The sequence below is a fragment of the Rhizobium sp. SVR5-9E genome, assembly GCF_056755095.1.
The window spans coordinates 14734-27787 of sequence record NZ_JBNDHS010000019.1 but is presented as its reverse complement, the minus strand read 5'-3'; the positions used below and the strand labels follow the sequence as shown (position 1 = coordinate 27787).

14 protein-coding genes are annotated in these 13054 nt (G+C 60.8%); 5 read left to right on the top strand and 9 right to left on the bottom strand.

Going from position 1 to position 13054, the window contains the following annotated elements:
* Positions 1–29: 29 nt before the first annotated feature.
* The gene (locus ACPYOJ_RS11775; RefSeq protein WP_481416419.1) at positions 30–1031 is read left to right on the top strand and encodes a DUF2125 domain-containing protein; all 1002 of its coding nucleotides are present in this window, start codon (positions 30–32) and stop codon (positions 1029–1031) included.
* Positions 1032–1034: 3 nt separating this feature from the next.
* Here ACPYOJ_RS11775 and ACPYOJ_RS11770 read toward each other — a convergent pair whose 3' ends face one another.
* From ACPYOJ_RS11770 to ACPYOJ_RS11760, 3 genes are all read right to left on the bottom strand, one after another.
* Positions 1035–1967: a prephenate/arogenate dehydrogenase family protein gene (locus tag ACPYOJ_RS11770; protein ID WP_481416418.1), complete on the bottom strand. Its 933-nt coding sequence runs from the start codon at positions 1965–1967 to the stop codon at positions 1035–1037.
* Positions 1964–3073, bottom strand: coding sequence for a histidinol-phosphate transaminase (hisC, locus tag ACPYOJ_RS11765; protein WP_481416417.1), 1110 nt, complete (start codon positions 3071–3073; stop codon positions 1964–1966). The genes ACPYOJ_RS11770 and hisC overlap by 4 nt, the downstream gene beginning before the upstream one ends.
* Positions 3074–3158: 85 nt before the next feature.
* A complete protein-coding gene (locus tag ACPYOJ_RS11760) occupies positions 3159–3935 on the bottom strand; it encodes a class I SAM-dependent methyltransferase (protein ID WP_481416416.1) in 777 nt (258 codons plus the stop codon).
* Positions 3936–3988: 53 nt separating this feature from the next.
* Between ACPYOJ_RS11760 and gloB the strand changes: the two genes are divergently transcribed.
* Positions 3989–4759, top strand: a complete 771-nt coding sequence (gene gloB, locus ACPYOJ_RS11755) for a hydroxyacylglutathione hydrolase (RefSeq protein ID WP_481416415.1) — start codon at positions 3989–3991, stop codon at positions 4757–4759.
* Positions 4760–5182, top strand: a complete 423-nt coding sequence (locus ACPYOJ_RS11750; protein ID WP_481416414.1) for a cupin domain-containing protein — start codon at positions 4760–4762, stop codon at positions 5180–5182.
* 14 nt (positions 5183–5196) lie between these two features.
* On the opposite strand, the gene yddG is transcribed toward ACPYOJ_RS11750, so the two are convergent.
* Positions 5197–6090: an aromatic amino acid exporter YddG gene (gene yddG / locus ACPYOJ_RS11745; protein WP_481416413.1), complete on the bottom strand. Its 894-nt coding sequence runs from the start codon at positions 6088–6090 to the stop codon at positions 5197–5199.
* Between the two features lie 28 nt (positions 6091–6118).
* Positions 6119–6895: a DUF3108 domain-containing protein gene (locus ACPYOJ_RS11740; protein WP_168832706.1), complete on the bottom strand. Its 777-nt coding sequence runs from the start codon at positions 6893–6895 to the stop codon at positions 6119–6121.
* A gap of 237 nt (positions 6896–7132) precedes the next feature.
* Here ACPYOJ_RS11740 and rpmB point away from each other — a divergent pair, with 237 nt between their 5' ends.
* Both rpmB and ACPYOJ_RS11730 read left to right on the top strand, forming a co-directional pair.
* Positions 7133–7423: a 50S ribosomal protein L28 gene (gene rpmB, locus ACPYOJ_RS11735; protein ID WP_168832632.1), complete on the top strand. Its 291-nt coding sequence runs from the start codon at positions 7133–7135 to the stop codon at positions 7421–7423.
* A 113-nt stretch (positions 7424–7536) separates the two neighbouring features.
* Positions 7537–8172 carry a queuosine precursor transporter gene (locus ACPYOJ_RS11730; RefSeq protein ID WP_481416412.1) on the top strand — a complete coding sequence of 212 codons (636 nt, stop codon included), beginning with the start codon at positions 7537–7539 and terminating at the stop codon, positions 8170–8172.
* Positions 8173–8198: 26 nt separating this feature from the next.
* On the opposite strand, the gene ACPYOJ_RS11725 is transcribed toward ACPYOJ_RS11730, so the two are convergent.
* The 4 genes from ACPYOJ_RS11725 to ACPYOJ_RS11710 all read right to left on the bottom strand — a co-directional run bounded on the left by ACPYOJ_RS11725 (position 8199) and on the right by ACPYOJ_RS11710 (position 13035).
* Positions 8199–9191 (bottom strand): esterase-like activity of phytase family protein, encoded by a 993-nt coding sequence (locus tag ACPYOJ_RS11725; RefSeq protein ID WP_481416411.1) that lies wholly within the window; start codon positions 9189–9191, stop codon positions 8199–8201.
* 21 nt (positions 9192–9212) lie between these two features.
* Positions 9213–11111, bottom strand: coding sequence for a cobaltochelatase subunit CobT (cobT, locus tag ACPYOJ_RS11720; RefSeq protein WP_481416410.1), 1899 nt, complete (start codon positions 11109–11111; stop codon positions 9213–9215).
* 12 nt (positions 11112–11123) lie between these two features.
* The gene (cobS, locus tag ACPYOJ_RS11715; protein WP_168832636.1) at positions 11124–12116 is read right to left on the bottom strand and encodes a cobaltochelatase subunit CobS; all 993 of its coding nucleotides are present in this window, start codon (positions 12114–12116) and stop codon (positions 11124–11126) included.
* Positions 12117–12423: 307 nt separating this feature from the next.
* A complete protein-coding gene (locus ACPYOJ_RS11710) occupies positions 12424–13035 on the bottom strand; it encodes a J domain-containing protein (RefSeq protein ID WP_168832637.1) in 612 nt (203 codons plus the stop codon).
* Positions 13036–13054: the final 19 nt, after the last annotated feature.

The following is a 13054-nucleotide window of genomic DNA, read 5'->3' as shown; positions in this document are numbered from 1 at the left end:
CATTCGCGATTCACCATTGGAGAAGCATCATGGCAGCGTCAAGCCAATCCGGCAGCGGCAGAAAATTCTGGTTGCTCGGCTTGGGCATCGTTCTCTTCATCGCGATCTATACCGCTGGCTGGTTCTATGCGGCTGGTCAGCTCAAGGAGACGGTGCTGAGAGCAATCGCGCCGCGCACGACAGCCGGGGTCAGCGGCGAATGTGACGATATCGATTTTCGCGGCTATCCGTTCCGCATCGGCCTCTTTTGCTCGAAAGTCGATGTGGATGACAAGATGAACGGTGTCTCCGCCTCCTTTGGCGAGCTTCGCTCCGCAGCACAGGTTTACGCCCCGGGCCACATCGTTTGGGAGCTCGATTCACCGGCCGAAATCCGCACGGCCAACGGCCTTTCGATCTCCGCACAGTGGGCAAACTTACAATCCAGTCTCGTGACGAAGCTGCAAGGCGTCGACCGCAGCTCGACGGTCATCGAAGGCCTGAAGGCGACCGCCGTCTCCTCCCAGACAGGGCAGACGATCGATGTCGATGCCGCTCGCACCGAAGTGCATCTGCGCCAGAATGCCGGCGATCTCGATGGCGCGATTTCCTTTCAGGATGCAAATGCGGTCATCAAGGACTGGCCGCAGGTCTTCCCGCAGTTTTCCGCGAGCGCCGATCTCACACTCGCGGGCAAGGCGGGCATGATCGACGGCAGTGACCAGCAAGGGCTTTACGGGGCGAGCGGAGAGCTGCGCAAGGTCGTGGCCGACATCGGCAACGGCCGAGTGATGACGTTGACCGGCCCGTTCTCCTTCGACGAAAAAGGCTTTCTGTCTGGCAAGTTCAAGCTCGAAATCGAGAAACTGGGACCCTGGCGTGACAGCATGAAGAAGGCCTTCCCGGAGGTCGCCGATACTGTCGATACAGCTGCCAAGCTTCTGAAGGCGCTCGCAATCGGCGGGGACAGGGTTTCAGTCGATCTCGTCGTCAAACATGGCCTAGCCACGGTCGGCGGTTTCATCCCGCTCGGCGCTATTCCGCCGATCTGAGGCTCAGCTCTTCTTCTGCTCTTGCAGGTGCGGGCGGCCGAAGTCCGGCGTATCCACATCCTGTCCGGCCTGGATGATCGAACGGCGAACGGCGCGCGTGCGGCTGAAGAGTTCGAAAAGCTTGTCGCCCTCGCCCCACCGGATCGCCCGCTGCAGGTAGGCAAGGTCCTCGGAAAAACGCGACAGCATTTCGAGGATAGCATCCTTGTTGTGCAGGCAGACGTCACGCCACATCGTCGGGTCGGAGGCGGCAAGGCGTGTGAAATCGCGGAAGCCCGACGCGGAATATTTGATGACTTCCGATTCCGTCACGGTTTCCAGATCGTCGGCCGTACCAACAATATTGTAGGCGATGATGTGTGGAAGGTGCGAGACGATGGCCAGCACCTTGTCGTGATGCTCGGCATCCATCTCATCAACCTTGGAACCAAGGCTTTCCCAGAATGTGCGGAGCTTTTTCACCGCAGCTTCATCCGTGTCGGCGATCGGCGTAAAGATGCACCAGCGGCCTTCGAAAAGGCCGGGGAAGCCGGCATCAGGACCGGATTTCTCCGTACCGGCCAGCGGATGACCAGGAATGAAGTGCACGTGCGGCGGCATATGCGGCTGCATCTGCGCGATAACCGACGCCTTGGTGGATCCCACGTCGGTGACGATCGCGCCCGGCTTGAGGCTTCCTGCGATTTCCTTGGCAACACTCCCGGACGCGCCGACCGGCACGGAGACGATGACGAGATCGGCATCCGTGGCAGCTTCCGCCGCCGACGTCGTATAGCGAGTGCCGAGCTGCAGTTCCTCGGCGCGCTTCAACGTTTCAGCGCTGCGCGTGGCAATCACCACTTCATTGGCAATACCCAGCCGCTTGATGTCATGGGCAAGCGAGGAGCCGATAAGGCCGATGCCGACCAGCGCGATGCGATCGAACTGCACCGTCATGCCGAGCGCCCCATGAATTCGCCGAGCGCTTCGATGACGCCGCGATTAGCCTCTTCGGGACCGACGCTCATGCGCAGCGAATTGGGGAAGCCGTAGCTATGCACCGCACGCAGGATATAGCCACGGCTCGTCAGGAAATCGTCAGCGTCAGCAGCGCGCTTGCCGTCGACATCCGGGAAATGGATGAGAACGAAGTTGGTAACCGACGGCGTGACCTTGAGACCGATCGTTTCGAGCGCCGACGTAAGCTTCTCGATCCACATCTGGTTGAACGAGACCGCTTCCTGGACGAATGCCTGATCGCGGATAGCTGCAGCGCCGGCGGCAATGGCCGGGGCGTTCATGTTGAACGGGCCACGGACGCGATTGACTGCGTCGATGATGTCGGCCGGAGCGTACATCCAGCCGACACGGAGCGCGGCAAGACCATAGACCTTCGAGAAGGTGCGGGTCATGACGACGTTCGCATTGGATGACACGATCTCGATGCCGGCTTCATAGTCGTTGCGGCGGACATATTCGGCATAGGCAGAATCGAGCACCAGAACGACATGCTTCGGCAGCCCGGCCTGCAGCCGGCGGATTTCGCTGACCGGGATATAGGTACCGGTCGGATTGCCGGGATTGGCGATGAAGACGATCTTCGTCTTCTCCGTCACGGCAGCAAGGATCGCGTCGACATCGACGGTGTGATCCTTCTCCTTGACCACGATGGGCGTCGCACCCGCGCACATGATCTGGATCTTGTAGACGAGAAAGCCGTGCTCGGTGATGATCCCTTCGTCGCCGGGGCCGAGATAGACGTGGCAAAGCAGGCCGAGCAGCTCGTCCGAGCCGTTGCCGCACATGATGTTGGCCGGGTTGAGACCATGGACGGCGGCGATCGCCTCGCGCAGCGCGATCGCCTGGCCGTCCGGATAGCGTTCGAGATGGCCGGCAGCCGCACGGAAGGCCTCGATTGCCTTCGGGCTCGCGCCGAGCGGCGTTTCGTTGGACGAGAGCTTGTAGACGCGGGCGACACCTGGCGCGTGCTCCTTGCCCGGCACGTAGGCTGCGATATCCAGGATACCGGGACGCGGAACGGGCTTGCTCTTCTCAACGCTCATAGGATCGACCTTGGAAAATGCCGGAATACCGGCTGGAAATTGCCCTGTGGCAATAAAGCGGAAAGCGGCCTTTGTCGAGTGAGACTTAGCGGCTGCGCGTCGTCGGAACGCCATGAGGGGCAAGAACCGGAACGAAGACGCGGCGTGACGCGCGGGCAGCGACCGGCAGGCCCTGATAGAGCCGCTTCTGCGCCTCGACGACGATGACGCCGGAAAAGGCCGGCCAGAGCGCGCGGCCGACGCGCTCGAAACCGCGCCGAAGGCTAAGAACCGCACGAAGCTTCGACGGCGGGAAGAACAGCGCCTCCGCGGTGGCCCCAGGAGTGAAGTTTGTCTCGCGCAGCAGGTTCGTAAGCTGGCCGCGCGAATACGGGCGGCCGGAGCCGAAGGGCGTATGCTCCATCCGCGCCCAGACGCCGCGCCGGTTCGGCACGACGATGACAAGGCGGCCGCCGGGAGCAAGCACCCGCCAGAGTTCCTTCAACGTCTCCCGTGGACTTTCGGCAAATTCCAGCGAATGAACCATCAGCACCCGATCAATGGAAGAATCGGGAAGCGGCAATTCCTCATCGAAGATGAGGGCGGTCGATGACAGCGACCCCATGGGCCAGTTCACGGCGCCTTGTCCGGCAGGCATGAAGGCAAACGTGCGCTCCGTATCCGCGCAGAACCGATCAAGAAACGGAACGGCATAGCCTATGCCCACGAGCCGCTCCTGCGGCAGGCGTACCCAAAGCGACGACAGCGCCATGGCTATCGACTGCTCGGCAAAGCGACCGAGCTCGGAGTGGTAGAACTGGCGCAGATCGACAATATCCATGTGCATCGCGACAAATGTTATCAGCGGGCAGTTGGACTTCAAGGTCGAAGTCTCTACATTCCGGGCATATCCGTGGGAAAGAGGCCCTTTAGACGATGAAACCTTTGGAATTAGAAGTTTTTCCGTGCCGATCCGACAATTTCGGCGTCCTCGTGCATGATGCGGAGACGGGCCTGACGGCGTCGATCGACGCGCCGGAAGAGGCAGCCGTGACAGCCGCGGCCAAGCGGCGTGGATGGAGGATCTCGCACATCCTCACCACCCATCACCACACCGACCACGTGGAAGGCAATTTGCCACTGAAGGAGCAGTTCGGCTGCGAGATCATCGGCCCGGTCAACGAGGCCGTCGCCATTCCAGGCCTGGACAAGACCATGGCCGATGGCGACAGCTTCCTCTTCGGCGACCATACGGTCAACGTCATCGAAACCCCAGGCCATACCGCCGGTCACATCTGCTACCATTTCGTTGACGATAAGCTCCTTTTTGCCGCCGACACCCTCTTTGCACTTGGCTGCGGCCGCCTCTTTGAGCGCCCCGCCGCGGACATGTGGCACTCGCTCCAGAAGCTGGCTGTCCTGCCGGATGAGACAGCGATCTATTTCGGCCATGAATACACGCTCTCCAACGCCCGCTTCGCGCTGACGATCGATCCGGACAACGAGCGTCTGAAGAGCCGCGCGGCAGAGATCGAAGCGCTGCGTGCCGAAGGCAAGTTCACGATCCCGACGACGCTTGCGCTGGAGAAGGAAACCAACCCGTTCCTCCGCGCCGCGGATCCTGCGATCCGCCGCAACCTCCTGATGGAAGGCCGGACGAACGAGGAAGTGTTCGCGGAAATCCGCAGCCGCAAGGACCATTTCTGAATGTCGCCCGACCAGATCATCGAGGCGCTTTCGATGCAGCCGCATCCGGAAGGCGGCTGGTATGTGCAGACGTTTCGTGATGACAATGGCGGAGACCGCGGCCACTCCACGGCAATCTATTACCTGCTGAAGGCGGGGCAACGCTCGCACTGGCATCGTGTCCACGATGCGGCGGAGGTCTGGCACTACTATACCGGCGCGCCCTTGGCGCTCCACCGGTCGCAAGACGGCGTGACGAGCGAAACCTTGAGGCTTGGCATCGACATCCTCAACGGCGAACGGCCGCAGGCGATCATTCCGGCGAACTGCTGGCAATCGGCTGAAACGCTTGGCGATTACACACTCGTTGGCTGCACGGTAGCGCCCGGCTTCGAATTCTCGAAATTCGAAATGGCTCCGCCGGATTGGAAACCCGGAGGCTAGGGTCAGGCCCCAAGCTACTCGGCTGCCGCGGGCTGTTCTGCGGCACTCTTGCGGCGAAACATCTCCTGTGCTGCCAGAACTGCACCGCCGGTCACCAGGACACAAGCGATCGCGATGCGCCAGCTCGGCTCGGCAAAGCCGAAAAGCGTAAGGTTCAGCGTCGACAGCAGCGGGGCGGCATAGCTTGCCGCACCGAGAATCTGAATATCGCCGTTCTTGACGCCGAAATCCCAAGCATAGAAGGCAGCCCCGACGGGGAAAAGCCCGAGACCGGCGACCGCGACCCATTGCGTAGCCGTTTCCGGCCAGACCGTCGTCTCAAGCCCGAGGTGACAGATGAGCGACAGGATCGAGGTCGCGAGGCAGAAGCCGGTGACGACATCCGTCGAAACCGCATCGAAACGCCGCGTCAGCAGCGAGTAGCCGGACCAGGTGAAGGCGCAGAGGAGAGCCGCACCGTAGCCGACCGCATAGGCGCCATCGAAATCAATCCCGTTTCGACCGACGATGAGAAACGTGCCGCAGAGCCCGGCAAGCGCGCCCGCCACATGATACCAGCGCAGCTTTTCGCCCGGCAGCAGTGCAGAGCCGACGACGATGAGCAGGGGCCAGAGATAGGCGATCAATCCAGCCTCGACCGCCGGCGCATTGCGAAGCGCCGTGAAATACAGGAAGTGATAGCCGAATAGGCCGGCAATGCCGATGAGCCAGACCTTTGCAGGTTGCTTCAGCAGCGCAATGCGGGATGGGTTGAGGATCATCACCACCATGCCCGGAATGCTGCCGATTGCAAAGCAGATCGTCGAAAGCTGAAACGGCGGCATCTTGCCGGACGCAGCGGTGAAGAGTGCCAGAAACGACCACATCAGAATGGCCGTGAATCCGATCAATGTCGCCCGAAGCTTCACCTGTCTCCCTTCACGGAGACCAGCTCCGTCAGCTTACGCCGTATTTCACAGCGGTAATCGTCACCATTCCGTATTGCGTCGGAATGCGGACATAGACCGGAGCATATACATTTGCGGCCTGCGCCTTTGCAAACCAGATTTCCATGGCGCCGCTTCTGCTCAGATAGTCGATATCCTTGCGGCCCTTCCTGTATCCCGACCTCGGCACGAAACGCACGCCGCAGACGGTTGCCTTGCCCGAGAATCCGTTCGTCGTGAAATCCTCTGATCGCTTCGGCGAAAGCACGAGGTCCATGCGCATCTCACCGTCATAGATCGGCAGCCGCTGCGAGCAAAGCTTCGCGTCGCCAGGGAAGATCAAGCCTGAGATGGGGTCGAGTACGGAGCGCATGTCTCCCGGTTTGACATCGATCCAATTCTTCGGCGGGCGCCGTTCCGGCCTGACCGTGGTGGAGACGATATTGCCGTTTCTGTAACGGACTTCGTAGGTACGCGCGCGCTTGCCGCTCTTGTAGTAAAGGTAATAGCGTTGCGCCTGCAGGCGATCGTCGCGGATGACTCCGGTGACAGTGGTCTTTGCAGCAATCTTCGTCACGAGATCGGCAAGCCCTGCGGAACTGATATCCCCGGAAACCTGGTAGCTGTGATCGTCCTCGATCTGGGTAACGAAAGCGGCACGCGCAATCGGCAGAATTCCCAGAGCAACCTTGTATTCCGTGCGATGGCGGATCTCGCTTGCAGTGGCCGGGACGGACATCAGTGCTGCAATTGACAATACGAAAATTCGCTTGCCCAGATGAACCATGACGAGAGCCTTCTTTGGGGCGGATTTGCCCCGCATAGAGAGTCTATACTCCTGCCTCGTGTGTAAGCAAACACAAGCTTTTTGACAGAATCGCGGGAAAGGCCAACGTTTGGCTTGACGCGGGCGGCCGCTCTGACTATAGAACCGCAACTTTCCAATTATGGCCTGTTGGATTGCTGACCCGGTTTTGCCGGGGATTGCAAGCCGATGGCCGAGAAAACCAAGAATAGGTGTCCAATGTCTCGCGTGTGCGAATTGACCGGCAAGGCCGTCCTCGTTGGCAACAATGTCAGCCATGCTAACAACAAGACCAAGCGCCGGTTCCTGCCGAACCTGTGCCAGGTTACGCTGATCTCTGACGCTCTCGGCCAGCGTTATCGTCTGCGCGTTTCGGCTGCTGCTCTTCGTTCGGTCGAGCATCGCGGTGGCCTCGACTCCTTCCTGCTGAAGGCAAGTGAAAACGAACTGTCGATGCGCGCGCGTCTGCTGCGCCGCCAGATCGTCAAGAAGACCGCCGAAGCCGCATAAGCTTCGACGCTTTCTCTCATACCGCTTCAAAAGGCTTGCACGGCTGACGCCGGACAAGCCTTTTGCTTTGCCTAGCTATCGCTCCAACTGGTGGCATCACCCAGGATAAAAAAATGCTGAAGACCCGCTACACGCTCGCTTATATCGCTCTGATGACTTTGGTGGTCGTCGCCTCCAACTTCCTCGTCCAGTTTCCGCTGAACGCCGAGGTTGCCGGCATCAACCTCGCCGACATCCTGACCTGGGGCGCATTCAGCTACCCGGTCGCCTTTCTGATCACCGATTTAACAAATCGTCAGTTCGGCCCTCAGGCCGCACGAAAGGTCGTGTTCGCAGGCTTCGTCGTCGGCGTCGGGCTGTCCTTCTTCACGGCAGTGCCGCGCATTGCAATCGCCTCAGGTTCCGCTTATCTCGCAGGCCAGCTGCTCGATATAGCCGTCTTCAATCGCCTCCGTCGCCAGACCTGGTGGCGCGCGCCGCTCGTCGGCTCGCTGATCGGTTCGGCCCTTGATACGGCGATCTTCTTCTCCTTTGCGTTTGCCGCATTCTTCGTCTTCCTCGGCCCGAACGAGCCGTTCGCGCTGGAGCCGGCCCCGATCCTCGGTGCGTTTGCCGCTCAGGCGCCTCGCTGGATTTCCTGGGCAATCAGCGACTTCTCGGTGAAGATGATCATGGGCCTTGTGATGTTGCTGCCCTACAGCGCTCTCATGAACACATTGCGGCCGATGCAAGTGGCGCGGGCAACCTGACAGGTAGGGCTGCTTTCGGACGGCGTTTATTCCGAGAGACGGAATTCGAGCATGAGGTTCCGCTCCAGAATGGAGTGGTTGTCATCGGAAACGACGATCACATGGGTGGTGCCGTCCGGCGCCTGAAAGGTGTCCAGGCCTTCCATGTTGTCGATCTGATAGCCGAAATCGGCTGTCAGCAAGACTTCGCCGTCGGCCATGGCGCCCGGCTTGATCTCTCCTGCGCCGATACGCCGGATACGCATTCCGATGCCTTCGGCGATGTTGAAACGCCGCTCCAGAAGCAGGAGATCGCCGTCCGGCAAGAAGGCGCCATCCGTCGGATCGAAGTCGTCCTTACGGATCACCGAAAAGCGTCCCTTTAGCGGCCCATCGAGGATCGCACCGTAGACGTTGCCCTGCTTATCCCGGCTCTCTTCGGAAATGATGACGATCGCACCCTTCAGCGGGCTATCAGCCGGTGCCACCGCCATCGTCTCGAAGCCACGGCCGGGCCGCAACAATCTTGTCGGCACGAGGAGCGGGATCGAACCTAGTGACGGCGAGTTCTCGAAGCCGGGATCGGGATAGGTCTCGACCCGGTGATCCTGCTCGAAGGAAGCCAGAACCTGGTCGCCCCTCAGCGCGAGGCCCTCGGCGTCCATGTGTCCCTTGCCTTCGAAAGTCTGCCCGGTCCCATTCTTCATGGGCGTGATTTCAACGCCCGACAGACCGGAGAGCCTGCCCTGCGGATCGCGCTCGATGCTGCCGGTCAGCCAATGACCGGTATCCAGCACGCCGACGAAATGTTTCTGGTCCGGTCTGAAACGGATCGACGACCAGGAGCCGAAGAGCCGGTTGCCCGATACCATCTCCAGCCCGCCGAGAAATTCCAACGGTCCAAACTTCGTCTCGCTGGAGCCGATCTTGAACGTCGGGATGGCACGACTGCTGATCTCAGTCTTATCGACCGCAAATGCGCCTGAAGCATCCGCCGCGAGACAGAGGGTGAGCAAAGCCACGCGGGAGAGACGGATCATCAAGCCGTTTCCCTGCGGCAATCAGCTTGCGCGCCGCAGGCGGCCGGCCTGCGGCTGCGATGCCTGGTCCTCGAAGAGCGAAGCAAGCTGCTCGGTCATCGCGCCCGCGAGCTCATCCGCATCGACGATCGTAACGGCGCGGCGATAGTAGCGCGTCACATCGTGGCCGATACCGATCGCAAGCAGTTCGACCGGCGAACGAGTTTCGATCTGCTCGATGACGGCTCGCAGGTGGCGTTCGAGATAATTGCCCGGATTGACCGACAGCGTGGAATCATCGACCGGCGCGCCATCCGAGATCATCATCAGAATGCGGCGCTGTTCGCGCCGGGCCAGAAGGCGGTTGTGCGCCCAGATCAGCGCCTCGCCGTCGATATTTTCCTTGAGCAGACCTTCGCGCATCATCAGCCCGAGATTGGTGCGCGCGCGGCGCCACGGCGCATCAGCGGATTTGTAGATGATGTGGCGCAGGTCATTGAGACGGCCGGGTGTCTGCGGCTTTCCGCCGGCGAGCCAGGTCTCACGGGCCTGACCGCCCTTCCAGGCCTTGGTCGTGAAGCCAAGGATCTCGACCTTGACGCCGCAGCGCTCCAGCGTGCGGGCAAGAATATCGGCGCAGGTCGCCGCCACCGTGATCGGCCGTCCGCGCATGGAGCCGGAATTGTCGATCAGCAGCGTCACGACCGTATCCCGAAACTGCGTATCCCGCTCCATCTTGAAGGAGAGCGGCTGCATCGGATCGATGATGATGCGCTGCAGGCGGGCCGTATCCAGATAGCCCTCCTCCAGATCGAAATCCCAGGAGCGGTTCTGCTGCGCCATCAACCGTCGCTGCAGGCGGTTGGCCAGGCGGCCAACGGCGCCTTGCAGGTGCGCCAGCTGCTTGTCGAGGAAGGCGCGCAGGCGCTCCAGTTCGGCAGCGTCGCAGAGCTCTTCCGCGGTGATGATCTCGTCGAATTCTTCGGTGAAGACGTGATAATCGACCTTCTCGTTAAAATCGGCAAAGGGCGTGTTCGGCCGGCGCGTCTCGCCGGGCGTCTCCGAATCGTCCTCGCCCTCCATCATGTCATCGTCGGAGATCTCGGCGCCTTCGGTTTCGCCGTCCTCCATCTGCTCGTCGGCGACTTCGCTATCCTCGACCGGAGCCGCGTCGGTGCCGGCATCATCATCGACCTCGTCCTGATCCGGCTCGTCGCCGTTCGGCTGGTCTTGCTGATCCGACTGGTCGTCGGCATCCGGCTCGTTGTCGTCTTCGCCGTATTGCTCGGCCATTTCCATCGCCGACAGCATGTTGCGGACGACCTTGGAAAAGGCCTGCTGGTCGTTGATGACGTTCGACAGGTTGTCGAGTTCCGAACCAGCCTTCTCCTCGATGAAGGAGCGCCACAGATCGAGCACCTTCCCCGCGGAAGCCGGCGGTTTCTGGCCGGTCAGCTTCTCACGCACCATCATGGCGACGGCTTCGCCGACCGGCGCATCTTCCTGCCGCTCGACGCCGGTGAAATTCGCCTTGGCGTATTTCTCCTCGGTCATGGAGCGCAGGTTGGCCGCCATGCCTTCCATCCGCAGCGTTCCGATCGATTCGACCCGTGCCTGCTCGACGGCGTCGAACACCGCGCGCGCATCAGCGCCCTGCGGCGCCATTGTGGCATGCATTTTCTCATCATGGCAGGCGAGCCGAAGCGCCATGGAATCGCCCAGGCCGCGCGTCACCGCCAGTTCGTGTGCGGTCGGCCGCTTGGAAAGCTCCGGCAGACGAATGCGCTCGGCCGTCATGCCGGGGCGCTCGTTGGCGAAGGTCACTTCGACTTCGCCGTCGCCCGCAATCGCCCGGACGCAGCCAGTTATCGCACGCCGCAAGGGCTCGACGTCGACCGGGCCGCTCGGCCTTGCTTTGGAATTGTCACCACGAGATGCCATGATCGACCGGCCTCAGGCCTCCAGCACGATGTTGGCTGCGCTTTCCTTGAGCTCGACCCCGAAGGCGCGCTGATAGTGTTCGGCAACCAGCGGACGCTCAAGTTCGTCGCACTTGTTGAGGAAGGTCACGCGGAAGGCAAAGGCGAGATCCCCGAAGATCTCCGCGTTCTCGGCCCAGGTGATGACCGTACGCGGGCTCATGACGGTCGAGAGATCGCCGTTCATGAACGAGGCGCGCGTCAGATCGGCGACCCGAACCATCTTGGAAACGGTCTCGCGGCCGTTCTTGTCCTTCCCGAAGCTCTTAACCTTGGAGGCGACGATGTTCACTTCGTGATCGTGCGGCAGGTAGTTCAGCGTAGTCACGATCGACCAGCGGTCCATCTGCGCCTGGTTGATCTGCTGCGTGCCGTGATAGAGGCCGGTTGTATCACCGAGACCGATCGTGTTTGCCGTCGCAAACAAGCGGAAAGCGGGATGCGGACGGATAACCCGGCTCTGGTCGAGCAGCGTCAGGCGGCCGGACGATTCCAGCACGCGCTGGATAACGAACATCACGTCCGGGCGGCCGGCATCGTATTCATCGAAGACGAGCGCAACATTGTGCTGATAGGCCCAGGGCAGGATACCATCCTTGAACTCGGTGACCTGCAGTCCGTCCTTGACAACGATGGCGTCCTTGCCGACGAGATCGATACGGCTGACGTGGCTATCGAGGTTGATACGCACGCAGGGCCAGTTGAGGCGGGTAGCGACTTGTTCGATGTGAGAGGATTTACCCGTTCCGTGATAGCCGGAGATCATGACGCGCCGGTTGTGAGCAAAACCGGCGAGAATGGCGAGCGTCGTCTCGCGGTCGAAAAGGTAGTCCGGATCGAGGTCGGGAACGTAGGCGTCACCCTTGCTGTAGGCCGGAACGCGAATATCGGAATCGATCCCGAAGACCTCCCTGACCGAAACGGTGGTATCGGGAAGCTCGGAAATATCAAGGTCTATCTTGCTCATCATGTCTCCAAGGCGGGTGCTTCCACCCGGCCATACTATCTCAGGCCATTTCACGACCATGACGCCGCAGCTTTGTTCCGCGCCGTTCAGGTGGGAACTCGGCGATACTTCTCCGGGACTGAAGCGAAACCTCGGCGGGATAATGACCGCGTGCGAGCATTCTGGAACTGAGTCCCGGACAAGAAACGCCGCGTCCGGAAGGTTGGCGAAGGCGGGTTGGCAAAACGCACAGATTCCTGCCGCGGTTGCCTGCGGCCTCAGCCGACTTGGACCATACCCGATTGAAGGCGGAGAGCAAGGACAGGAATTAACAAAAACCGTTCTGCTTCAACAATTGATAGGCCTGAATGACAGCCCGGAAACGGTCTTCCGAACCGCGGTCTCCGCCATTAGCGTCGGGATGATGCTTCTTGACCAGCTCCTTATAGCGGCTTTTGATCTCCGAGGAGGTCGCGCTGGCGGCAAGGCCCATCGTGTCGAAAGCCTTGGCTTCCAGGCTTTTCAGCTTGCGCTGTTCGGGAAAACGCGGTCCGCTTCCCTTGGTGCCGTTGACGAAACCGAAAGGGTCGCGCACGCGGTAGGAACCCGAACGGAGGTCGGAATGCAGCGGGCTGTTCTTGGCGGCCTTGTTGACGCCGACGGTCCAGGTCGGACGATGGCCGGTAATCGCTTCTTTCTGATAGCGCGCGATTTCGCCGTCGGAGAGACCGGAAAAATAGTTGTAGCCCTTGTTGTATTCCTTGACGTGCTCGAAGCAGAAAAGAAAGAACTGCCCTTCGGCGTTGCGTCCGACGGGTGCGCGATGCGCGCCTTTCTTGTCACAGCCGTCCCACTGACAGGTCGGAGGAGCCTGTTCGGTTTCCTGCTCGCGTTTGCGGCGGGTGCGGATGCGATCGAAATATTTGGAATCAAGTCTCATGGCGGCGCTAATTATGAGC